Here is a 23,184-nt window from a genome sequence, read left to right as displayed (position 1 = left end):
ATTTAGCGGGAATAGCACACCATCGTCAAAAGCTCATATTCCGCGGTCTGTTCATCATCCTGATTGTAGAGCGTCACGTTCCATCGCAGCTCGCCATACTCCTCGGTACGGCGGGTCTTGCGTTTGGCGGTCAGACGCACCCAAAGCTGATCCCCGGGGCTGACCGGTTTCTGAAAGCTCAACGCATTCAGGCCGGTATTGGCCAGCACCGGGCCGGGATCGGGCTGCACGAACAGCCCGGCGGCAAAGCTGAGCAGCAGATAGCCATGGGCAACACGGCCCGGGAAAAACGGGTTCGCGGCAGCGGCGCTGTCATCCAAATGGGCATAGAATGTGTCACCGGTGAAATGGGCGAAATGTTCGATATCCTCCAGCGTCACCTCCCGCGCGGCGGTTTTGATCGTATGGCCGATCTCGATCTCGTCAAAGGTCAGCTGGAACGGATGGGTTTCGGGCGTGATCTCCTCCGCCCCCGGCACCCATTGGCCGGTGATTGCGGTCAGCATCCTTGGGCTGCCCTGCACCGCCACGCGCTGCATGTAATGCATCACCCCACGGATACCGCCCATCTCTTCCCCGCCGCCCGCGCGCCCCGGCCCGCCATGGATCATATGCGGCAGGGGGGAGCCATGGCCCGTCGCCTCGCCCATGCTGTCACGGTCATTGATATAAAGCCGCCCATGCCAGGCACCGGAATTGTGCAATACGGTCTGCGCCACCTTCGGGTCATGTGTGATCACAGAAGCGACCAGAGAGCCACCACCGCGATTGGCCAGCGTGGTTGCATGGGCCAGATCGCGATAGGGCATCAGGGTGGAAACCGGGCCAAACGCCTCTGTTTCGTGAATATGATGCGCGTCATCAGGCTCTGCACAGCATAACAGAGCCGGTTTCATGAACGCACCTGTCCTGGGATCGAGGCCATCAAGCTCGGTCACGTCCCCCTCCCCACACAGATATCGGGCTTCCGCCGCGATCTTCTGAAGATTTGTGATCACATCCCGTTTCTGCCCGGCCCCGGCCAGCGCGCCCATCCGCGTGGTTTCCAGCGCCGGGTCACCGATCCGGGTCTTTTGCAACCGGGCCGCCAGCGCCTCCCCCACCGGGTCCAGCAGGGCCTGCGGCACGATGATCCGCCGGATCGCGGTGCATTTCTGACCCGCTTTTGTGGTGATTTCACGGGCGGCCTCTTTCACGAACAGGTCGAATTCCGGGGCATCGGGCGTGACATCGGGGCCCAGGATCGAACAATTCAGACTGTCCTGTTCCGCGATGAACCGGGTGCCGCGTTTCAGCAGATGCGGGTTTGATCGCAACATCAGCGCCGTATCGGCAGAACCGGTGAAGCTGACCACATCCTGCGGCCCCAGACGATCCAGCAGATCGCCGGTGCCGCCGATGATCAGTTGCACCGCCCCCTCGGGCAACAGACCCGATGCCAGCATGATCCGCATACAGGCCTCGGTCAGATAGCAGGTGGCGGTGGCAGGTTTGACGATACAGGGCACCCCGGCCAGCAAAGCGGGCGCCAGTTTTTCCAGCATCCCCCAGACCGGAAAGTTGAACGCGTTGATATGGACCGCCACACCGCGCAGGGGCAGGGCCACATGCTGGCCCAGAAAGCTGCCACCGCGCGAAAGCTGTTCGACCCCGCCGTCGATATGGATATCGCCATCGGGCATTTCACGCCGCCCTTTGGAGGCGAATACAAACATCGTGCCGATGCCGCCATCAATGTCGATCCAGCCATCGGCGCGGGTGGCCCCGGACAGGGGGTTGAGCGCATAAAGCTCTTCCTTCCGGCTGTCGATATATTGCGCCAGCGCCTTCAGCATCCGGGCGCGCTGGTGAAAATTCATTGCCCGCAGGCCCGGGCCGCCAACCCCGGTGGCATGGTCGATCATCGCCTGCATGTCGAGCGTGGCGCCACCCCGGGCAATCACCTCGCCGGTGACGGCGCTGAACATCTGGCGCGCCCCGGCATCTGGCGCGACCCATTGACCGGCGGCGAAGCTTTGAAGCTCTAACATCATAGGATCCTCCCTTGCGGAACAGTCTTGACCGATTGGTCGGCTTTGCGTCAAGCTGCATCGACAGGGAGGACGGCCATGACACCTCAAGACCGCGCCCGGCGCAGCGCCGAGGCCATGTGGGCGGATGATGCCGCATCGAAATGGGTCGGCATGGTGCTTGAAGATATCGGGCCGGGTTATGCCCGGATGTCATGTATGATCAGGCCCGAGCATCTGAACGGCCATCAGATCTGCCATGGCGGCGTGATTTTCAGCCTTGCCGACAGCGCCTTTGCCTTTGCCTGCAACAGCCACAACCAGGTGACCGTCGCCCAGCATAACACGATCAGCTATCTGAGCCCGGGCCAGCCGGGCGAGACATTGACCGCAGAAGCAAGGGAAGTGTCGAAACAAGGCCGCAATGGCATCACCGATGTGGTTGTGACCGGCGCTGACGGGCGGCAGGTGGCCCTGTTCAGGGGCGCATCGCGCAGCATCAAAGGCACCCATTTCGAGGAGGAGACCTGATGCTGGACCTGACGCCCAGACGGGCCGATCTGGACCCGATCGAAATTGCCAGCCGGGATGAGATTGAGGCCCTGCAACTGACACGGATGCAATGGTCGCTGGCCCATGCCTATGCCAATGTACCCTTTTACAAGGCACAGTTTGACAAGGCGGGTGTGCATCCTGACGATCTGACATCGCTTTCGGATCTGGCGAAATTTCCCTTCACGGTGAAACAGGACCTGCGGGATAATTACCCGTTCGGCATGTTTGCCGTGCCAAGGGATCAGGTCGCGCGGGTTCATGCCTCATCAGGCACCACGGGGCAGCCGACGGTGGTGGGCTATACCGCGAAAGATATCGACACCTGGGCCAGTGTTGTGGCCCGTTCCATGCGCGCCAGCGGCACGCGGCCGGGCGATGTGGTGCATGTGTCTTATGGTTATGGCCTGTTCACCGGCGGGCTTGGCGCCCATTACGGGGCGGAAAAGCTGGGCTGTACGGTGGTGCCTGTGTCAGGCGGGATGACCACGCGGCAGGTGCGCCTGATCGAGGATTTCGGCGCCTCCACCATCATGGTCACACCGTCCTATGCCCTGTCTATCCTCGATGCCTATCGCGAGCAGGGGCTGGACCCGCGCAAATCGCCGCTGACTGTGGGTATTTTCGGCGCCGAACCCTGGACCAACGCCATGCGCGAAGAGATTGAGCAGTCTTTCGACATGCATGCGGTGGATATTTACGGCTTGTCCGAGGTGATGGGCCCCGGTGTCGCCAATGAATGCGTGGAAACCAAGGACGGGCTGCATATCTGGGAGGATCATTTTTTTCCCGAAGTGATCAACCCGGAAACCGGGCAGCCGGTGGCAGACGGCGAACAGGGTGAACTGGTCTTTACCTCGCTGACCAAAGAGGCGTTTCCGATCATCCGCTACCGCACCCGCGATCTGACCCGGTTGCTGCCCGGCACCGCGCGCAGCATGCGGCGGATGGAAAAGATCACCGGGCGCTCCGATGACATGATCATCCTGCGGGGGGTGAATATCTTCCCCACCCAGATTGAAGAACAGGTGATGGAAATCACCGGGCTGGCGCCGCATTTCCAGATTGAACTGGCGCGCAAAGGCCGGATGGACGAAATGACCGTACATGTAGAGGCCGCCCGGGGGCCAAAAGGTTCTGACCTGCTGGAAACCGCCGCCACCACCCTGAAACGGCGGATCAAGGAACGCGTCGGCGTGACGGTCACCATCACCACCCATGGCGCGGGCGGGTTGGCGCGCAGCCAGGGCAAGGCGGTGCGGATCATCGACAACCGGCCAAAGGGGTAGGGCATATGCCACGCGGGCTTGCCAGAGATCACGCCGAAAAACGCGCCGCCCTGCGCAAGGGCGCGGCGGTGCATTTCGCGGAACACGGGTATGACCGGGCCTCCATGGCCTCGGTCGCGGGGGCCTGCGGCGTCTCGAAAGCGCTGATCTATCACTATTACGGCAGCAAGGAGACGCTGCTGTTCGACATATTGGACGGGCATCTGGGCGCTTTGGTGCAGGCGGTGGAAAATGTGCCCGCAACCGGCGCGCCGGAAGATCAGCTGCGCGCCCTGGTGCAGGCGATTCTGGCCAATTACCGGGATGCGGATGCAGAACATAAATTGCAGATTGATGCGCTGGATACCTTGCCGGCAGAGATGAAAGCCCCGCTGATTGACCTGCAAAGACGGCTGGTCGCCCGGATGAGCGATGTGATGCAGGCCGTGGGTGTGACCGGAGAGCTGCGGGCCGTCACGATGACGGTGTTTGGCATGCTGAACTGGTTTTACATGTGGCACCGGCCCGACAAGGGGATCAGCCGCGAGGCTTATGGCGATCTGGTCACCGATATGGTGCTGGGCGGGGTGCGTGAATTGTAATATGTGGGGACGGTTTCGCCACACTTGATCTGCTTCGCGATCTTGGGGATTTGGTTTTGCCTCCGGCGGGAGTATTTGAGGCCAGCAGAAGACCCGAGTATAGGGCAGAATGGCAAAACGGGCGACATCCAGAAAAAAGACATCCGGGACCCGGCGTGACCCTTCGCGATTGCGGCGGGGTATAAGACATGTGGTACGCCGGGTCTGGCAGGCGCTGGCGGTGAGTCTTGGGCTGATCCTTGTCTGGGTCGCGCTTTATGCCATCGTGCCGGTGCCAGTGACCCCCTATATGATCTCGCAAAGCTGGCGCCATGGCGGGGTGGACCGTGACTGGGTGCCGATGGAACAGATATCTCCCGATCTGCAACGCGCGGTTGTTGCGGCCGAGGATGCGAATTTCTGTCTGCATTGGGGGTTTGACATGGGCGCGATCCGCGATGCGATTGCCGATGGCGGAACCCGCGGCGCCTCGACCATCAGCCAGCAAACGGTGAAAAACGCGTTTCTGTGGCAGGGCCGGTCCTGGGTCCGCAAGGCGCTGGAGGCTGCGATCACCCCGGTGGTGGAGCTGATCTGGTCGAAACGCCGGGTGCTGGAGGTGTATCTGAACTTGGCCGAATTTGATACCGGCGTGTTTGGCGCCGAGGCCGCCGCACAGCATTATTTCGGGGTCGCAGCGGCAGATCTGACCCCGGTTCAGGGCGCGCGTCTGGCCGCGATTCTGCCCAGCCCGCAAAGACGTTCCGCCTCGAACCCCGGTGATGCGACACGCCGCAGGGCCGGGCAAATCCTTGACGGGGCGGCGACCATTCATGCCGATGGCCGCGATGATTGCTTTGCGAATTGAAAAACACCGCCCGGCAAGGCAAACAGGACAGATAACAAACGTGACGAGCAGATTATGACGCGCCTCTATCATTTTGCCCTTTCCCCCTTTTGCCGCAAGGTCCGTCTGGTTCTGGCGGAAAAGAAGATTGATGTGGAACTGGTTGAAGAGAAATACTGGGAACCCTCCACCGAGTTTCTGCGCCGTAATCCGGCAGGAAAAGTGCCTGTCCTGAAAATTGACGGGCTGATGCTGAGCGATAGCCAGGCAATCTGCGAATATGTCGAGGACACCGTGCCCGAGCCGGAGCTGATGCCCAATGACCCCAAGGCGCGGGCCGAGGTGCGGCGGCTTTGCGGGTGGTTTGATGGCAAATTCCACAGCGAAGTGACCGCAAATCTGGTTTATGAGCGGGTGAACAAGAAGATCATGCGCGGCGGCTATCCCGACGGGAAAGCGGTGAAGACCGGGGCGCAGCAGATCAAGTTTCATCTGGATTACATGAACTGGCTGCTGGATCACCGGCGCTGGCTGGCAGGGGACCGGATGACGCTGGCAGATTTCACCGCCGCGGCACATCTCAGCTGTCTGGATTACATCAGCGACGTGGACTGGAACCGGTCAGAGATTGTGAAGGACTGGTATGCCAAGATCAAATCGCGGCCCGCGTTCCGGTCAATTCTGGCCGATCAGGTGCCGGGGTTCATCCAGCCGCCGCATTACGCAAATCTGGACTTTTGAGCGATCTGCGCAAGGCGTTGGAGGCTGAAGCCACCGCTGCGGGCTTTGCCAAACTCGGAGTGTGCCGGCCCGATGCGATCCCGCAGGCGGCCGGACGGCTGGCCGATTATGTGGCTAGGGGACGGCATGGGCAGATGGGCTGGCTGGAAGACCGGATGGCATGGCGCGGCGATCCGACAGCGCTTTGGCCCGATGCGCGGTCGGTGATCATGCTGGCCGAGATGTACACACCCGACAGCGACCCTTTGGCGGATCTGGAACACTCCGACCGCGCCACGATCAGCGTTTATGCCCGCAACAGAGACTATCATGATCTGGTCAAAAAGCGCCTGAAACGTGTTGGCCGCTGGCTGCTGGCAGAGCGCCCGGATGAGGCGATCAAGGTATTTGTCGATACCGCGCCGGTGATGGAAAAACCGCTGGCCCAGGCCGCCGGTCTGGGCTGGCAGGGGAAACATACCAATCTGCTTGGCCGGGATCTGGGAAGCTGGTTCTTTCTGGGGGCGATTTTCACGACCATCACGCTCCCTCCCGATGAGCCGGAAACCGAGGCGTGCGGATCCTGCACCGCCTGTCTGGATATCTGCCCGACCAAGGCCTTTCCGGCCCCGTTTCAACTGGATGCGCGGCGCTGCATTTCCTATCTGACGATTGAACATAAGGGCCCGGTGCCGCATGCGTTGCGGGCGCAGATGGGCAACCGGATTTATGGCTGCGATGATTGTCTGGCGGTCTGTCCCTGGAACAAATTTGCCCGGGACGCGACAGAGTTGCGCTATGCTGCGCGGACAGATTTGCAGGCACCCGCGCTGGAGGATCTGGCCCGCCTGGATGATGCCGGGTTCCGGGCGTTGTTTTCAGGCTCCCCGATCAAGCGGATCGGGCGGGACAGGTTTGTGCGCAATGTGCTTTATGCGATTGGCAATAGCGGTCTGAAACGGCTCGAACCTGCGGCGCAGAGCCTGTTGGGTGACCCGGATGCGGCGGTGGCGGATGCCGCGGCCTGGGCGGTGGAGAGATTGCGATGATCCTGCTCAGCTTTGGTCATGGCTATTCGGCGCGGGCGCTGGCGCGTCTTCTGCCCGGCGACGCAGAGGTGATTGCCACAACGCGCAGCCTCGACAAGGCAGAGACATTGCGGGCCAAAGGCGTCACGGCGCGGATATTTCCCGGCGATGATCTGCGCGACGATCTGGCGCGGGCCACGCATATTCTTGTCTCTGCCGGGCCGGGGGCCGGGGGCGACCCGGTATTGGCCGCCCTGCGAGAGGATATCGCAGCCATTGCCGGGCAGAAAACCTGGATCGGCTATCTGTCGACCACCGGGGTTTACGGCGATCATCAGGGCGGATGGGTCAGCGAGGAAACAGCGCTGGCGCCTTCAACCGACCGGGGCCGGGCGCGGGTTGCCGCCGAAACCGCCTGGCAGGATCTGGCCGCGGAAACCGGGGCGGCTTTGCATATCTTCCGGCTGGCCGGGATTTACGGGCCCGGGCGCGGGCCATTTGCCAAGGTGCGGCGCGGCACGGCCCGGCGGATCATCAAACAGGGTCAGGTGTTTTCCCGCATCCATGTGGAGGATATCGCGCAGGTTCTGCTGGCCTCGATCCAGCGCCCCAATCCGGGCGCGATCTATAATGTCTGCGATAATCTGCCCGCCCCTCCCGAAGATGTGATCGCCTATGCCGCCAGGCTTCTGGGCCGGCCCGTGCCGCCGGATCTGCCGATTGATCAGGCCGAAATGTCGCCCATGGCGCGCAGTTTTTATGCGGAAAGCAAGCGGGTTGCGAACAGGCGCATCCGCGAGGAGCTGGGCGTGACCCTGCGCTATCCCGACTATCACACAGGTCTGGAGGCGCTTCTGGCAGCCGAGACAGACGATTAACGATTTCTTGATGGGTAGTCTTGCTGTATCCCTGAAATCAATAATCGAGCAGGCAGACAGGGCAATGAGATGCGGTTTCTGAACTGGGTATTCCTTATTACGCTTCTGCTTGGCAGTGCGGCCTGTTCCCGTTTCATCAGTTATGATGGCCCCGAGGTGACCCGGATCGAGGTGCATAAAAGCAGCCGTCAGATGTATCTGTTCCACAATCAGACGCTGTTGGAGCATTATGAGTTCGAGCTTGGCTTTGCGCCTGCCGGTGACAAGCAGGTGGAAGGCGACGGGCGCACACCCGAAGGGCGCTATTACATCGACCGGCGCAATCCGAACAGCGACTTCTACCTGTCCATCGGCATCAGCTATCCGAATGACGCCGACCGGGCCGAAGCCGCCGCGCTTGGGCAATCACCGGGCGGAGATATCTTTATCCATGGCACGCCGCGCCCGTTTCGGCGCACCGATGACTGGACCTGGGGCTGTATCGCGGTGACCAATGCAGAGATGCGGCAGATTTACGCGATGGTAAACACCGGCACCATCATCGACATTTTTCCCTAAAACACCCCTGCCTTAAACGGTTTCTCTCTAACCGGTCGGCGCATTGGCCGGGCCTGCGGTGCCGCCGTCACCGGTGACAAGGGTCCACCAGATCTTGCCGTTCGGCTCCTGAAAGAAGGCGAATCCCAGATCGCGGGCATTCGGGTCGGTGATGACATCGCGGGTATCGGGCTGCTGCATCCAGGCGGCCACGGTTTCCAGCTCGGATTCATAGGTTTCCGAGATGTTTTCGCCCAGAACCGTGCCCGGATAGCCAACCCGCCGCGCCCGGTCGATGGGGGAAGACCCGTCAGAGCCGAAATGCCACGGCCGGTTCTGCACCGACATGTCACGGGAATGGGTGGCCGCCGCCGCGTTCAGCTCGGCATTCAGCTCTACCTGTGCCGCCCCTGCGGCAGACCGCAGGGAGTTCACACTGTCCAGCACACGAAACTGGATGCGCGCGGTGTCATTGGTGTTGATTCGGTAGATCACCGGCAATGGCTGGCCATCAGATCCAAGGCGCGGGCCGGTATTCGACGCACAGGCCGAAAGCGCAAGCGCCGCTGTCGAAAGAATCATAAACCGTCTGTCCATTGTCGAAATACCTGTCTCAAAGCCCCGTTTATTGCCCAGACCCTTACAGTCCGGCTTGCGGTCAATCAAACACAACCGGCAGATTTCCGCATGTTCACAGCATTGTTTGATTTGCGACTGCGGCCTGTAGGTCATAGTTTGCGCGCCAAGAACGGGCACTGCCCGCAGGAGAACACCATGCCAAAACCATTTTCTTCACATTTGTCCCGCCGTTTGTTTCTGGGCAGCGCCGCTGCCGGGCTGGCCGCACCGGCCCTGGCACAGACCGCGCCTGAAACAACCGAGATCGAACGCGATATATCGCAATCCGTGCGCCACAATATTTCCAGCTTCCGCACGCTGGATTGGCGGCCCTATTTCAGCGACACGCAGAACGGGGCGATTCTGGTGGATATCACCTCGCGGGCGCTGCATTTCTGGAGCGAAGACCAGAACACATATCGTCTGTACCCCACATCCGTGCCGATGACCGATGATCTGACCCGCCGCGGCCGTACCGAAGTGGTGCGTCTGGTGGAAGGCCCCGATTGGCGACCGACACCGGCCATGCAGGAGCGCAACCCGGAATGGCCGGCCTATGTGCCGCCCGGCCCCGATAATCCGCTTGGCACCCATGCGCTTTATCTGGGCTGGACCTATTACCGGATTCACGGCACCCATGACACACGTAAGATCGGGCGCCGGTCATCGAATGGCTGCATCGGGCTTTATAACGAGCATATTGCGGAACTGTTCGGGATGACCAACCGCGGAACACAAGTGTTGCTTATTTGACGACAAATCATCTTTCGTGCGAATTCGGACTATTCCGCAGCATTGCAATCACCTGTCATTGCTGATTAAACCGGACCACGAGGTACAGTCTTGGGTGCCCTAATAGTTGCGCAATTCCGCGCCATAAGGGCGTATCTTGGAGGATACAATGAAAAAACTCGCTCTCGCCGCCACTCTTTCGGTAGCCGCCACCTCCGCTTTTGCAGGCGGCATCGCAGAACCGGTTCTGGAACCTGTTGTTATTGTTGAAGACACATCATCTTCGGCTGGTGGCATCATCGTTCCGATCCTGGCACTTATTTTGATTGCTGCTGCTGCGTCTTAACTAAGTCAGTTACCTGACAGCACAGTTTCAAAAGGCGGCCCGTTAGGGCCGCCTTTTTCTATATAGACAGGGGGCTGCAGGGCTATAAAGAACTGCATTCAATGACCGCCCCCCGCCTTTGACCTGAGCCATGGCATATCACCAATCCCCCGGGGAGAGCCGAAGGCATGGCAGGGTATTTGTGATCCGCGATGTCTCAGGTGTAAGGCAGCATGCTGTAACCGCCTATTCAAACAGGACGCATAGAATCGGAGGAGCCGGTTTCATCCTTCCTCCGCCGGCAGCCCTGCCATTCATCCATTTCAGGACATGGTCCAAAGCTTTGGATCCGCGCTTGCCGCGAAGCGCGATTCTGCTGCGATCAGAGCTTGGTTTCCGCCGCAATCTGCGCCCGCGATTTCCGGGCCCGTTCGGTGGCGGATTTCAGCTGACCACAGGCGGCCATGATATCCTCGCCCCTGGGGGTTCGGATCGGGCTGGCATAGCCCGCCTTATAGACGATATCGGCGAACCGTTCGATCCGCTGCCAGTCTGACCGCTGATAAGGCGCACCGGGCCATTCGTTGAACGGGATCAGGTTGATCTTGGCGGGAATGCCCTTGATCAGATTGACCAGACGGCGGGCATCTTCATCGCTGTCATTCACATCTTTCAGCATCACATATTCAAAGGTGATGCGTTCCGAGTTCGAGGCTTTCGGATAGGCCCGCAACGCGCCCAGAAGCTCCGCAAGCGGCCATTTCCGGTTGATCGGCACAAGCTTGTCGCGAATCTCATCGGTGGTGCCATGGAAGCTGACCGCCAGCATGCAGCCGATTTCATCCGCGGTGCGGGCAATTTCAGGCACCACGCCCGAGGTGGACAGCGTGATCCGCCGACGGCTGAGCGAGATACCTTCGGGGTCCATGGTGATTTTCATCGCATCGCGGACATTTTCGAAATTATACAGCGGTTCGCCCATGCCCATCAGCACCACATTGCTGAGCAATCGGGGCCGCCTGTCCGCGCCCTCGCCGGGTTCGGGCCATTCATCCAGATCATCCCGGGCCAGCATGACCTGACCGACAATTTCGCCTGCCGTCAGGTTGCGCACCAGTTTCTGCGTGCCCGTGTGACAGAAGGAACAGGTCAGCGTGCAACCGACCTGGGACGAGATGCACAGCGTCCCGCGATCTTCCTCGGGGATATAGACAACCTCCACCTCATGACCGCCGGCGATGCGCACCAGATATTTGCGGGTGCCATCGGCAGACACCTGACGCGACACCACCTCGGGCCGGGCAATGACAAACGCCTCTGCCAGCTCTGCCCGGTAGGATTTGCTGAGATTGGTCATCGCGTCGAAATCGCGGATGCCTTTCTGATAGATCCATTGCCAGATCTGTCCCACCCGCATTCTGGCCTGTTTCTCGGGCGTGCCATGGGCGATCAGCACGTCGCGCAAGGCATCACGGGTCAGACCCACCAGATTGACGGGCCCGTCAGGCAGTTTGCGCGGAAGGGTCAGAACGTCCTGTGTAACAGGGGCGCTGGCAGTCATGGCGTGCATCCTCTGGGTCCAAGCGGCTGACATATAGCGCGGCGCGCCCCAAGGCAAACCCCCGGGGATGCAAACCCCGTGATCAGCCGCCGCAACGGGCCTCGGCATCCTCGACCGCAGCGGTAAAGCCAAGAAGCGAAAAGGTATCCTGCGTTTGCGTCCCGCGGGAGGACCGCGCGGTCAGAACCGCCTCGGCGCCGCGTTTCATCGCCGTGACGATGCGCTGATCATCCTGCTCGGACGCGGCCCAGGCCATTTCGCCATCGGTGAACATCTCAAACGTGGTGCCGCCGATCTCCATCGTGACGGTGGAGCCTGGCGCAAACGGATAGCCGCCGGTGAACGAAACCTCGCCGCGTTTTTCCTCGGCCGGCCAATAGCTGATAAACATCAGAATCTCACCCCGGCGCACGGCCACAACACGGCCATCGCGGGTATTGACGGTTTCACGGGGGGTGGAAACCACCCAGCACTGGGTCGGGTCATCTTCGACAAAGACGCTCCAATCCGTTTCGGCGTTCACCCGGTTTGAGGATTCTTCCTGCGCCGCGACGTCATATGCCGTCAGGAACAACGCAATCCCGGCCAGCGCACAAAATACTCTGTGTCTCATCTTCCCTATCGCCTCCAGCCTTACTCTGCCTCGCGCCGTTCCTGGCATTATCTGCTCTTGCTCGGTGGATCGGGCGTTTCTCTTTTAGCTGTTGCAGATTAACCTGAATCACAAGGCGTGGGAAAGCCCCGGCGGCATAAATTCGCCGGGAGGTGAATGGGAGCGGAAAAATGCCGAATGCGGAAACACTGGTTGAGGTCTGGCGCGGGTCGATCTGCGAAAGCCGACACCGGGGGCATGCGGTGATCTGGGATGCGGGTGGCGATGTGGTGGCGGCCTGGGGGAACCCCGATATGGTGATCCTGCCGCGCTCCTCCTGCAAGATGATCCAGGCCCTGCCGCTGATCGAAAGCGGGGCGGCGGATGCGTTCGGGTTGAACGAGGCACATCTGGCCCTGTCCTGCGCGTCTCATCAGGGCGCCCATATCCATACCGATATGGTGGAAACCTGGCTGGGATCTCTGGGGCTGGACGAAGCGGCGTTTCGCTGCGGCCCGCAGATGCCCAATGACAAGGAGGCCCGATACGGGTTGATCCGCGCCGGGGAAGAGCCGGGCCAGCGGCACAACAATTGTTCCGGCAAACATTCCGGTTTTCTGACGCTCGGCAAGCATCTGGGCGCGGGGCCGGAATATGTGGATCTGGATCACCCGGTGCAGCGCGCCGCAAAAGCCGCGTTTGAAGAGGTGACAGGAGAGGACAGCCCCGGGTACGGGATTGATGGATGCTCTGCCCCGAATTTCGCCTGCACCCTGACCGGGCTGGCCCGTGCCATGGCCGGGTTCGCCGCCGCACAGGGTACGGGTACTGCCCGCGACAGGGCGCAATACCGGCTGACCCGGGCGATGGCCGCCTATCCGCATCTGGTGGCCGGGGAAGGCCGGGCCTGCACCCGTCTGATGCGCGCGATGGAGGGCCGCGCCTCGATCAAGACCGGGGCCGAGGCGGTGTTTGTGGCGATTTTGCCGGAGCAGAAGCTTGGCATGGCGGTCAAGATCGAAGATGGCACCACGCGCGGGGCCGAGGCGGTGATCACCCGGCTTCTGATCGGCGCGGGCCTGCTGGATGCGGACCATCCCGACGCAATCCACTATCGCCACGGCCCGATCCGCAACTGGCGCGGGATCGAGACCGGCCAGTACCGGGTGACAGACAGCGTGACAGGCTGGACCTTGTAAGAGCCTGCTATAGCGTTTCGAGTTAAACATGAATCACTTTTTCGCTGCCTCTCCCTTCGGTCGAACGCGAAAAGTGATGACATATGTCTCAGGTTAAACTCGAAAAGCTTTATTGCACCGGCCTCTGAAAGGCCGGGTTTCCCGTGAACCGCAAGGGCCGGAATTCTGCAGAATTCCGTGTGGAAAACTGAAGTTTTCCACCTGTGCAGCGCATTTCGGGTTTGAACCGGAATATATTACCCGTTTTGCACAGATACCTCCGCACTCGGGGTCAGAGACAGGATTTTATCCATAATCTCTTTTTTCTTCAAAGGCTTGGTCAGGTAATGATCAATGCCTGCCTCAAATATCCGCGTCTCGTCCCCGGCCATGGCATGGGCCGTAATGGCCACAATCGGCACCCGGGGCAGACCGTTTTCAGCCTCATATGCGCGGATCGCCTGTGCCGCCTCCAACCCGTCCATCACCGGCATGGAAATATCGGTGAACACCAGATCAGGCGGGTTGGCGACATATGCCTCAAGCAACTCACGGCCATTATCGGTGATCTGAAGATCAAGCGTGAGACTCTGGATCATCTTTCGGAAAATCAACTGGTTGGTCTTGTTATCCTCTGCGGCCAGCAGGCGGGGTGCGATCTTCTCCCCCTGTCTGTCATCTGTCAATTCTGCGGGCGCGGGCAGCGTGTCAACGGGTGTGGATACACCCCCGGGATCCTCTTCCTGCCCTTCCGGCAGCGAGACGCAGAGACGAAGCCCGAAGGCAGACCCGGCCCCCGGTTCACTTTCCAGCCACATCTCCCCTTTCATCTTTGTGATCAGCTGGCGCGAGATCGCCAGACCAAGCCCGGTGCCCTCGAACCTGCGGTTCGCCTGATCCTCGACCTGATTGAACTGACCGAACACATGGGCCTGCATCTTGGCGGGTATGCCGATGCCCGTATCCTCGACAATCAGGCGAAACCTCACCTGCCCCTCGGACCTGTCATCGCAGATCACCCGGACCAGCACATGCCCGGCCTCGGTGAATTTCACCGCATTGCCGATCAGATTGGTCAGAACCTGCCGGATGCGCCCGCGATCCGCCACGATCCGGTCGGGCATGAGCATGTCGTAATCCATCTTCAGCAGCAGATCACTGCCCTGGATGCCCGGACGCAGAAGCCGGAAAATCTCGTTGATCATATCCTGCAGATCAAAGATTTCCGCCCGGAATGCAATCTTGTCAGCCTCGATCTTGGAATAGTCGAGCACATCATTGATGATCACCAGCAAAGCCTCGCCCGAGTTCCTGATCGTCTCGGTATAAAGCCGCTGTTCTTCGTTCAGCTCCGTCTCGCACAGCAGATCGGCCATCGCCACGACACCATTCATCGGCGTGCGGATCTCATGGCTCATATTCGCCAGAAAGGCCGATTTGGCCCGGGTTGCAGCCTCGGCCAGATCGCGGGCCTGCCGCAGGTCATGTTCCCGGCGAATCGTATCGGTGATGTTGATCGCAAGCGACACCACATCGCCCTGGGGGGTGCGTTCATCATGCAGGCGGATATAAACACCGTTCCAGAGCTTCAGCGTCCGTTCCGGGATATCATCCGCCTCCCAGCGGGCGATCATGTCATCAACCCAGTCATCCGGGGCAACCCCTTCCAGATCGACGATGCCTTCATCCACCGCAATGCGCAGAACAGCGTCATAGCTGGTTCCGGGGGCGATGTCGGACAGGCCGTCGAAGACAGAGACAAAAGCCGGGTTTGCCGCGATCAGCCGCCAGTCATTGTCGAAAATCGCGAACCCGTCTTCGATGGCTTCCAGCGAATCCCACAACCGACGTTCTGCCACCACGGCTTTTTCGGTGGCAACCTCAAGCTCGGCCTTGACCTGGGTCGTCTGGCCTTCCAGTTCCGCATGGGCCTCGCGCTGTTCGATGACCTGATAAGACAGGGCATTGGCATGATCGGCGAGCTTCCTGTTGACGGCATAAAGTTCCTCGGACTTCTGGGCCAGCAACCGTTCGGCAGCCAGTCGCAGGCGCCGTTCCTGCGCCAGACGGTCATCCGGTCCCGCGCTGCCCATACTGATCCTGTATCTTGTCTTGCCGTCAGTCGCGCAATCATCCGTCAGCAGGCTGAACATTGGCTTAACACTGAACCACGGAAATCGTGGACAGAAAGCGGACAGTCATGGCAGCATGGGGCATATTTTCTTTTTTGATCTTTTGGGGAGGCTGCCATGCGCCCGCTTTTTGCTTTTTTGATATGTTTTCTTTCTGCACTTCCCGCCCTGGCGCAAGAGGCCGTGCCGGATCGCTATATCGCCATCACCCGCGATATGGATTTCCCCGGCGGCGATCTGCGGCCCCTGTTTGATACAAGTTTCGAGGCCTGTTCCACCGCCTGTCTGACCGACCCGGATTGCAACGCCTTCACCTTCAACCAGCGGTCCAATGCCTGTTTCCCCAAAACCGCCATGCTTGCACAGGAGCCCTATGAAGGCGCCCTCTCGGCACAGGTTTACCCCACCGATCCCGCTGTGCTTTCCCGGCTTGGCGGTCGGGTCGCGGCGCTGTCCTTCCTGCAATCCGGCGATCTGGCCAGCGCGCGAAACCAGGCCGAGGGGCTGGCCACACGCCAGTATGCCGGCACCTGGACCGCCGATCAGCTGGTGCAGGCCGCCCGCGACGCGGCAGGGCGCGGCGACAGGCAGGCCGCCATGCGCCTGACCGGGGCGGCGATCACCCGCAGCGATGCACCTGCACTCTGGTCTGAATATGCCCGTCACCAGCTGGCGTTGGGCAATCTAAGCGACCAGCTGCGTTATCAGCTGGAAACCGGCGCCATCCATGCCGCGATCAACGCCGCCTTGCGCGCGCCTGACGGGCCGGTTCTGGCCGATGCGCTGGATGTTCTGGCCCAGGGGCTTGAACGCCGCGGGCGCGGGCGCGACATGATCCCCGCCCTGCGGCTGGCGCTGGCGCAGGGGTATCGCGATGATCTGTCTCAGGCGCTGGACCGGGCGATCGGGCTTTACGGGTTCCGCGTGGTGGAAACCCAGGTGGATAATGAGGCCGCCCTGCCCCGCATCTGTGTGATCTTTTCCGAAGATCTGGCGCCCGGCGGCGTCAGCTACGGGGATTTTCTGCAATCCGCTGTCACCGGTCTGAGTGTCGAGGCGGAAGAGCGGCAGCTTTGCATCTCGGGCGTCAGCCATGGCCAGCGCTACGAGATGACCCTGCGCGCAGGCCTGCCCGCCGCCTCGGGCGAGGTGTTGCAGGCCCCGGTGTCGATCCGGCAATATGTGCAGGATCGCACGCCGGGCGTCCGCTTCCCCGGGCGTGCCTATATCCTGCCGAGAAGCGAGGCCGCCGCGATCCCGGTTGTGGCGGTGAACACCGATGCCGTGGCGCTGCGCCTGTTCCGGGTGTCCGACCGCAATCTGGTGCGCAGCCTGCAGGAAGAATATTTCGGCCGCCCGCTGAACGCCTGGGAGATTAACCGCTTCACCACGGAACTGGCCGAAGAGGTCTGGACCGGCACGGGCGAGGTTGCCCAGGACCTGAACCGCGATGTCACCACACGCCTGCCCATGGGCGATGTGCTGGCCGATCTGGGGCCCGGTCTTTATGCGCTGGAGGCACGCGCCGCAAACCTGCCTGCCCGCGACACCGCGGCGGCCACGCAATGGTTTCTGGTCAGCGATCTGGGCCTGTCCGCGATGAGCGGGGCCGATGGCGTGCATGTGGTGGTGCGCGGCCTGTCGGATGCGGGCGCGCGGCCCGGGCTGACCGTCAGCCTGATCTCGGAATCGAACCGGGTGCTGGGCGAGGCGGTGAGTGATGCCGATGGCTATGCGCTGTTCGAGGCCGGTCTGGCGCTTGGCCGGGCGGGGGCCGCACCGGCGATGGTCACCGTCACCGATGGCGATGTGGATTATGCCTTTCTGTCGCTCCGCGAGGCCGAGTTTGACCTGTCGGATCGCGGGGTGGAGGGGCGCGAGGCCGCAGGCGCGATTGATCTGTTCCTGACCACCGAACGCGGCGCCTATCGCGCGGGTGAGACGATCCATGCCACGGCGCTGGCCCGCGACGGGCAGGCCGGGGCGATCACCGGTCTGCCGCTGACCGCTGTTCTGACCCGCGCCGATGGGGTGGAATATACCCGGCAGCTGCTGGAAGAGACCGGGGCGGGCGGGTTTGTCTTTGCCCTGCCGCTTGGAACAAATGTGCCGCGCGGCACCTGGCGGCTGGCCGTCCATGCAGATACCAACGCGGCGCCTCTGGCCAGCCGGACCCTGCTGGTCGAGGATTTCCTGCCGGAACGTATAGATGTGACGCTGAACCTGCCGGAGGGGCCGATCCGCCCCGCCGGTCTGCTGCCACAGCTTGAATTGCAGGCCGATTATCTTTTCGGCGCGCCCGCAGGCGATCTGCCGATTGAGGGAGAGCTTGCGCTGCGCGCCCGGGCCACACTGGAAGACTGGCCCAGTTACCGGTTCGGACGTCATGATGACAGCCCCCAGCCCCGCTTTGCCGAACTGCCCGGGGGCACCGTCACATCCGCCGATGGCAGCGCCATGCTGCCCCTTGATCTGCCCGATATCAGTGGCCCGCCCCATCCCCGTGATCTGACGGTGACCCTGCGTGTCTCGGAAGGGTCGGGCCGCCCGGTGGAACGCCAGATCACCCGCAATGTGGAGCCGCAGGGCGCGCTGATCGGCATTCGCCCGCTGTTCGACGGCGCGCTGCCCGAAGACAGCGAGGCCGCTTTCGATCTGATCGCGGTCAATGCCAATGGGGCGCTGCCCGTAACCTGGACCCTGAACCGGGTTGAACGCCGCTATCAGTGGTATTCCCGGAATGGTGCCTGGAACTGGGAACCGGTGACAAGCCGCACCCGGATCGCCACGGGCGAGGCCGTATTGGGCAATGACCCGGTGCGGATCACCCAGGCCCTGCAATGGGGGGAGTTCGAGCTGCGGGTGGAAAGCAGCTCGGGCGCCTATACGACAAGCTCGGTCGGGTTCAGCGCCGGGTGGTATGCGCCCGCCGGGGCCAGTGGCACACCTGATGTGCTGGATGTTTCACTGGATGCCGAAAGCTATCGGCCCGGCGATACCGCGGAATTGCGGATCGTGCCGCGCCGGGGCGGCACTGCCCTGATCCGGGTGATGTCGAACCGTCTGATCGACATGCGGATCGTGGAACTGGGCGATGACCCGGTGGAAATTGCCCTGCCGGTGACCGATGACTGGGGCAGCGGGGCCTATGTCTCTGCCACGCTGCTGCGGCCCGTATCCCGGATCGACACCCAGACCCCGGCCCGCGCTTTGGGTCTGGCCCATGCCCATATCGACCCGGGCGAAAGGGCGCTGGATGTGGCGCTGGACGCCCCGGCAGAGGCCATGCCGCGCGGCCCGCTGGACATTGCCCTGCGCGTCGAGAATACCGCCCCCGGGGATACGGTGTATGCCACGATCGCCGCTGTTGATCTGGGCATTCTGAACCTGACCGGCTTCGAAAGCCCCGACCCGGCGGGCCATTACTTTGGCCAGCGGCGGCTTGGAATGGCGCTGCGCGATGTTTATGGCCGCCTTATCGACAGCCGCAGCGGGGCCGAGGGGCGCGTGCGGTCCGGCGGCGATGGCGGCAGCGCCGGCCGCATGCAGGCCCCGCCCCCGACCGAGGCGCTGGTGGCGTTCCAGTCCGGCGCGCTGACCGTTGGGGCCGATGGGTTGGCCCGGGCCCGTTTCGACATTCCGTCCTTCAATGGCACGGTGCGGGTGATGGCCATCGCCTGGTCGCAGACCGGGATCGGCCAGGCCGAGGCGGATGTGCTGATCCGCGACCCGGTTGTGCTGAGCGCCAGCCTGCCGCGGTTCATGGCCCCTGGTGACACCGCACGCATGCTGCTGGAAATCACCCATGCCACCGGTCCGACCGGCCCGGTTACCATCGGGATCAGCAATGGGGAGGGCCTTGATATCGGGGCCTATCCTGTCTCTGTCACTCTGGGTGAGGGTCAAACCCAACGCCTGTCTGTACCGGTCACCGCCGGGACGGGAACCGGATTGCAGGAGATCACGGTGGCCCTGACCACGCCCGATGGCACAGTGCTGACCAAACCACTGGCCCTGCCGGTGCAGGTCAATGACCCGGAACTGGCCGAAACCAGCCTGATTGCCCTGAACCCGGGTGAGGTTTTCACCCTTGATGCCAGTGTCTTCACCGGGCTCCGGCCCGGATCGGGCCGCGCCACGCTGTCCGCCGGTCCGCTGGCGCGGTTCGACGCGCCGGGTCTTCTCCAGATGCTGGACCGTTACCCCTATGGCTGCACCGAACAGGTGACCAGCCGGGCGATGCCGCTGCTTTACCTGTCTTCCGTGGCAGAGGCGATGGAGCTGACCACAGCAGCCGATCTGGATCTGCGGATCGCTCAGGCCATTGATGAGGTGCTGGTCAATCAGGCGGGCAATGGGGGTTTCGGCCTCTGGGGCGCGTATTCCGGCGATCTCTGGCTTGACGCCTATGTCACAGATTTCCTGTCCCGCGCGCGGGCGCAGGGGTATCAGGTGCCCGATCTGGCCTTCAGCCGCGCCATCGACAATCTGCGCAACGAGGTTTCATTCTATCCCGATTTCGAGACTGGCGGCGAAGATCTGGCCTATGCGCTGATGGTGCTGGCCCGCGAAGGCACTGCCTCGATGGGCGATCTGCGCTATTATGCGGATGTGAAAGCGGTGGAGTTCAGCAACCCGATGGCGCTTGGCCAATTGGGGGCCGCTTTGGCGATGTATGGCGATCAGCCGCGCGCCGATGCGATGTTCCGGGCCGGATATGCCCTGCTGCGCAGCAAACAATCGCAGCCCGAGTTCACCGGCTGGCGCGTCGATTATGGCAGCAACCGGCGCGATGCGGCGGGGCTGCTGACGCTGGCGGTGGCTGCCGGTTCTGATGCGGTGCCGGTCTCTGATCTGGCCACCGCGCTCAGCCCGGCGGGTCATGCACTTTCCACCCAGGAGGCGACATGGAGTCTTCTGGCCGCCCATGCCCTGATCGACGCAGACCCGATTTCAGACCTGCAGATCGATGGCCAGCCGGTCACCGGCCCGCTGGTGGAGGTTTTGCGCGCCGGCGACAGCACCAGCCGTGCAATCACCAATGCAGGGACCAGCCGTCAAAGCCTGACCTTCACCCGCTTTGGCGTACCCGCAGGCGCGACCGAGGCCTTTGGCAACGGGTATCGCATCACCCGCAGCTATGTCACGCTGGAAGGCCAGCCCGCCGATCCGGCCGATGTGCCGGTCGGCACCCGGCTGGTGGCCCTGTTGACCGTGACCCCGTTTGAAGATCGCGAGGCCCGGCTGATGGTCAATGACCCGCTGCCCGCCGGGTTCGAGATCGACAATCCGAACCTGATCCGCGGGGGCGATATCCGCGCGCTGGACGGGGTCGCGCTGGACGATGTGGCGACCCATACGGAGTTTCGGCAGGACCGGTTCCTTGCCGCTGTCGACTGGCGCTCTGACCGCAGCTTCCGTCTGGGCTATATCGTGCGGGCGGTGACGCCGGGTGATTTCCATCATCCCGCCGCCAGTGTCGAGGATATGTACCGCCCGCAATACCGGGCGCAGACCGCCTCGGCCCGCCTGATGGTGACGGGGGAGTAAGACCGGTGCGGCGGTTGCGCACCCCTTTGATCACCCTGGCCCTGCTTGCGACACTCATCGCGGTGGGGCTGGTCCGGGTGAACGCCTGGATCGCGGCCACCGACCTGCCGGGTCTGGTGCCTGATACGGGCATTGAAGTGGTGGATCGCGAGGGCAGGCTGCTGCGCGCCTATACGGTCGAGGATGGGCGCTGGCGTCTGCCGGTCCGCCTGGCCGAGGTGGACCCGGGCTTTATCGACATGCTGGTGACCTATGAAGACCGCCGCTTTCGCACCCATTCCGGCGTCGATCTGCGCGCCTTTGCCCGCGCCGGTTGGCAGGCGCTGTGGAACCGGCGGATCGTTTCGGGCGGGTCGACCCTGACGATGCAGGTGGCCCGCCTGCTGGAAGACAGCGGCACCGGTGCATGGGGCGGCAAACTGCGCCAGATCCGGGTCGCGCTTGCCCTTGAACGGGTGCTGAGCAAGGATGAGATCCTGACGCTTTACCTGCATCTTGCCCCCTATGGCGGCAATTTGGAAGGCATCCGCGCCGCCAGCCTCACCTGGTTCGGCACCGAACCCCGCCGGCTGACCGCTGCCCAATCCGCGCTTCTGGTCGCCCTGCCGCAGGCGCCCAACAGCCGCCGCCCCGACCGCTTCCGTGGGGCCGCGCGCCTTGCCCGGAACCGGGTGCTGGACCGCGCCATCCGGTTCGGCGCCCTGACCGAGACCGAAATCACCTGGGCCCGCCGCGCGCCGATCCCGTCAGCGCGGCGGGATTTCCCGGCACTGGCCCCGCATCTGGCCGACCGGGTCGTGCAGGACCGCCCGACCGCCACGCGCCATGACCTGACACTGGACGCAGAGCTGCAAGCCCGGATGGAAACGCTGGCCGCGCAGGCCGTTCAGGGCCGCGATACCCGGCTGACCGCCGCGATCATGGTCATGGACCACCGGACAGGCGCATTGCGCGCCTCGGTCGGGGCAGCGGCGTATAGTGATGACACACGGCAAGGCTTTGTGGATATGACACAGGCCCTGCGCTCGCCGGGCTCCACCCTCAAACCGCTGATCTACGGGCTGGGCTTTGAAGCTGGGCTGATCCACCCCGAAAGCCTGATCGAGGATCGGCCCATCCGGTTCGGCAGCTATGCCCCGCAGAATTTCGACAATGCCTTTCGCGGTGAGCTGAGCGTGCGCCGCGCCTTGCAGGCCTCGCTCAACATTCCCGTTGTCAGCCTGCTGGACGCAATCGGCCCGGCCGAGTTGCTGACCCGGATGCGCCGCGCCGGGATGCGGGCGGAACTGCCCCCGGGCGATCCCGGTCTGGCCATCGGCCTTGGCGGGCTTGGCACACGCATGGAAGACCTGATGCAGCTTTACGCGATGATTGCCCGGGGCGGGAACGCAGCACCGTTGCGCATCCGCACAGAGGATCCATCAGGTGAGGGCACACGCGTCCTGTCACCCGTCGCTGCCTGGTATCTGGGCGATATCCTGTCCGGCGTCACACCGCCGCCCAATGCGCCGCGCAACAGGCTCGCCTATAAAACCGGGACCAGCTATGGCCATCGCGATGCCTGGGCCTTCGGGTTTGACGGGCGTCATGTGGTCGGGGTCTGGCTGGGCCGTGCCGATGGCGCTTCGGTCCCCGGCGCCTTTGGTGCGGATATTGCCGCACCGCTGCTGTTCGAGGCCTTCGCCCGGCTTGGCACTGATCTTGCACCGCTGCCGCCACCGCCTCTGGGCGCGCTGACCGTCCCCCGGGCAGAGCTGCCGCCGCCGCTCCGCCGGTTCCGGCCACAGGGCGGGGGGGCCAGAGATACAGATGCCCCCGAAATTGCCTTTCCCCCCGACGGGGCCGTGCTTGCGGGGTCTGCGGATCTGCCGCTTCTGGCGCGGGTTGATCGGGGCACGCCGCCTTTTACCTGGCTCTGGAACGGGCGGCCGGTGGCCACAGGTGTCTTTGACCGTCAGGTTGATCTGGGCTCAACCCGTCCGGGATTTGTGGAACTGACCGTGATTGATGCGGAAGGCCGCGCCGAACGCGGCTTTCTGGAGATCGCGCGGTAAAGCACCCCGCCCTGAACCTGCA

The 23,184-nt window shown here is 62.6% G+C and carries 18 protein-coding genes; 13 read left to right on the top strand and 5 right to left on the bottom strand.

Going from position 1 to position 23,184, the window contains the following annotated elements:
- Nucleotides 1-2: 2 nt before the first annotated feature.
- A complete protein-coding gene (gene paaZ / locus E2K80_RS15555; RefSeq protein WP_443216561.1) occupies nucleotides 3-2,030 on the bottom strand; it encodes a phenylacetic acid degradation bifunctional protein PaaZ in 2,028 nt (675 codons plus the stop codon).
- A 78-nt stretch (nucleotides 2,031-2,108) separates the two neighbouring features.
- Between paaZ and paaI the strand changes: the two genes are divergently transcribed.
- The 8 genes from paaI to E2K80_RS15515 all read left to right on the top strand — a co-directional run bounded on the left by paaI (nucleotide 2,109) and on the right by E2K80_RS15515 (nucleotide 8,441).
- The gene (gene paaI, locus E2K80_RS15550; protein WP_135375819.1) at nucleotides 2,109-2,540 is read left to right on the top strand and encodes a hydroxyphenylacetyl-CoA thioesterase PaaI; all 432 of its coding nucleotides are present in this window, start codon (nucleotides 2,109-2,111) and stop codon (nucleotides 2,538-2,540) included.
- Nucleotides 2,540-3,850, top strand: a complete 1,311-nt coding sequence (paaK, locus tag E2K80_RS15545) for a phenylacetate--CoA ligase PaaK (RefSeq protein WP_135375818.1) — start codon at nucleotides 2,540-2,542, stop codon at nucleotides 3,848-3,850. The genes paaI and paaK overlap by 1 nt, the downstream gene beginning before the upstream one ends.
- A gap of 5 nt (nucleotides 3,851-3,855) precedes the next feature.
- Nucleotides 3,856-4,431 (top strand): TetR/AcrR family transcriptional regulator, encoded by a 576-nt coding sequence (locus E2K80_RS15540; RefSeq protein WP_135375817.1) that lies wholly within the window; start codon nucleotides 3,856-3,858, stop codon nucleotides 4,429-4,431.
- A 109-nt stretch (nucleotides 4,432-4,540) separates the two neighbouring features.
- On the top strand, nucleotides 4,541-5,278 hold the full coding sequence (gene mtgA / locus E2K80_RS15535) for a monofunctional biosynthetic peptidoglycan transglycosylase (protein ID WP_135375816.1): 738 nt from the start codon (nucleotides 4,541-4,543) through the stop codon (nucleotides 5,276-5,278).
- Nucleotides 5,279-5,332: 54 nt separating this feature from the next.
- Nucleotides 5,333-5,998, top strand: coding sequence for an FtsZ-binding protein FzlA (gene fzlA, locus E2K80_RS15530; protein WP_135375815.1), 666 nt, complete (start codon nucleotides 5,333-5,335; stop codon nucleotides 5,996-5,998).
- Complete coding sequence (queG, locus tag E2K80_RS15525) at nucleotides 5,995-7,026, top strand: tRNA epoxyqueuosine(34) reductase QueG (RefSeq protein WP_135375814.1); 1,032 nt, start codon at nucleotides 5,995-5,997, stop codon at nucleotides 7,024-7,026. Before fzlA ends, queG begins: the two co-directional genes overlap by 4 nt.
- Nucleotides 7,023-7,883, top strand: coding sequence for an SDR family oxidoreductase (locus E2K80_RS15520; protein ID WP_443216536.1), 861 nt, complete (start codon nucleotides 7,023-7,025; stop codon nucleotides 7,881-7,883). The genes queG and E2K80_RS15520 overlap by 4 nt, the downstream gene beginning before the upstream one ends.
- Before the next feature lie 69 nt (nucleotides 7,884-7,952).
- Nucleotides 7,953-8,441 (top strand): L,D-transpeptidase family protein, encoded by a 489-nt coding sequence (locus E2K80_RS15515; protein ID WP_135375812.1) that lies wholly within the window; start codon nucleotides 7,953-7,955, stop codon nucleotides 8,439-8,441.
- A 27-nt stretch (nucleotides 8,442-8,468) separates the two neighbouring features.
- Here E2K80_RS15515 and E2K80_RS15510 read toward each other — a convergent pair whose 3' ends face one another.
- Nucleotides 8,469-9,017: a CAP domain-containing protein gene (locus E2K80_RS15510; RefSeq protein ID WP_135375811.1), complete on the bottom strand. Its 549-nt coding sequence runs from the start codon at nucleotides 9,015-9,017 to the stop codon at nucleotides 8,469-8,471.
- Nucleotides 9,018-9,194: 177 nt separating this feature from the next.
- Here E2K80_RS15510 and E2K80_RS15505 point away from each other — a divergent pair, with 177 nt between their 5' ends.
- Nucleotides 9,195-9,791 carry a L,D-transpeptidase gene (locus tag E2K80_RS15505; protein WP_135375810.1) on the top strand — a complete coding sequence of 199 codons (597 nt, stop codon included), beginning with the start codon at nucleotides 9,195-9,197 and terminating at the stop codon, nucleotides 9,789-9,791.
- A gap of 148 nt (nucleotides 9,792-9,939) precedes the next feature.
- Entirely contained in the window at nucleotides 9,940-10,116 is a 177-nt protein-coding gene (locus E2K80_RS19200) for a hypothetical protein (RefSeq protein WP_168193220.1), read from the top strand.
- A 361-nt stretch (nucleotides 10,117-10,477) separates the two neighbouring features.
- Here the strand turns inward: E2K80_RS19200 and rlmN are convergent, their stop codons facing one another.
- Nucleotides 10,478-11,656: a 23S rRNA (adenine(2503)-C(2))-methyltransferase RlmN gene (gene rlmN, locus E2K80_RS15500; protein ID WP_135375809.1), complete on the bottom strand. Its 1,179-nt coding sequence runs from the start codon at nucleotides 11,654-11,656 to the stop codon at nucleotides 10,478-10,480.
- An 82-nt stretch (nucleotides 11,657-11,738) separates the two neighbouring features.
- Nucleotides 11,739-12,269, bottom strand: a complete 531-nt coding sequence (locus E2K80_RS15495; protein WP_135375808.1) for an invasion associated locus B family protein — start codon at nucleotides 12,267-12,269, stop codon at nucleotides 11,739-11,741.
- Between the two features lie 170 nt (nucleotides 12,270-12,439).
- Here E2K80_RS15495 and E2K80_RS15490 point away from each other — a divergent pair, with 170 nt between their 5' ends.
- Complete coding sequence (locus tag E2K80_RS15490) at nucleotides 12,440-13,447, top strand: asparaginase (RefSeq protein ID WP_135375807.1); 1,008 nt, start codon at nucleotides 12,440-12,442, stop codon at nucleotides 13,445-13,447.
- Nucleotides 13,448-13,683: 236 nt separating this feature from the next.
- Here the strand turns inward: E2K80_RS15490 and E2K80_RS15485 are convergent, their stop codons facing one another.
- Nucleotides 13,684-15,519 (bottom strand): ATP-binding protein, encoded by a 1,836-nt coding sequence (locus tag E2K80_RS15485; protein WP_135375806.1) that lies wholly within the window; start codon nucleotides 15,517-15,519, stop codon nucleotides 13,684-13,686.
- Nucleotides 15,520-15,675: 156 nt separating this feature from the next.
- Here E2K80_RS15485 and E2K80_RS15480 point away from each other — a divergent pair, with 156 nt between their 5' ends.
- Both E2K80_RS15480 and pbpC read left to right on the top strand, forming a co-directional pair.
- Nucleotides 15,676-21,108: an alpha-2-macroglobulin family protein gene (locus E2K80_RS15480; protein ID WP_135375805.1), complete on the top strand. Its 5,433-nt coding sequence runs from the start codon at nucleotides 15,676-15,678 to the stop codon at nucleotides 21,106-21,108.
- Between the two features lie 26 nt (nucleotides 21,109-21,134).
- Nucleotides 21,135-23,162 (top strand): penicillin-binding protein 1C, encoded by a 2,028-nt coding sequence (pbpC, locus tag E2K80_RS15475; protein WP_238475733.1) that lies wholly within the window; start codon nucleotides 21,135-21,137, stop codon nucleotides 23,160-23,162.
- The last annotated feature ends 22 nt before the right edge of the window (nucleotides 23,163-23,184 follow it).

Origin of the sequence: Rhodophyticola sp. CCM32 (assembly GCF_004751985.1) — a bacterium.
Classification (GTDB): domain Bacteria; phylum Pseudomonadota; class Alphaproteobacteria; order Rhodobacterales; family Rhodobacteraceae; genus Rhodophyticola.
This window is presented reverse-complemented; position numbering and strand designations above follow the sequence as displayed.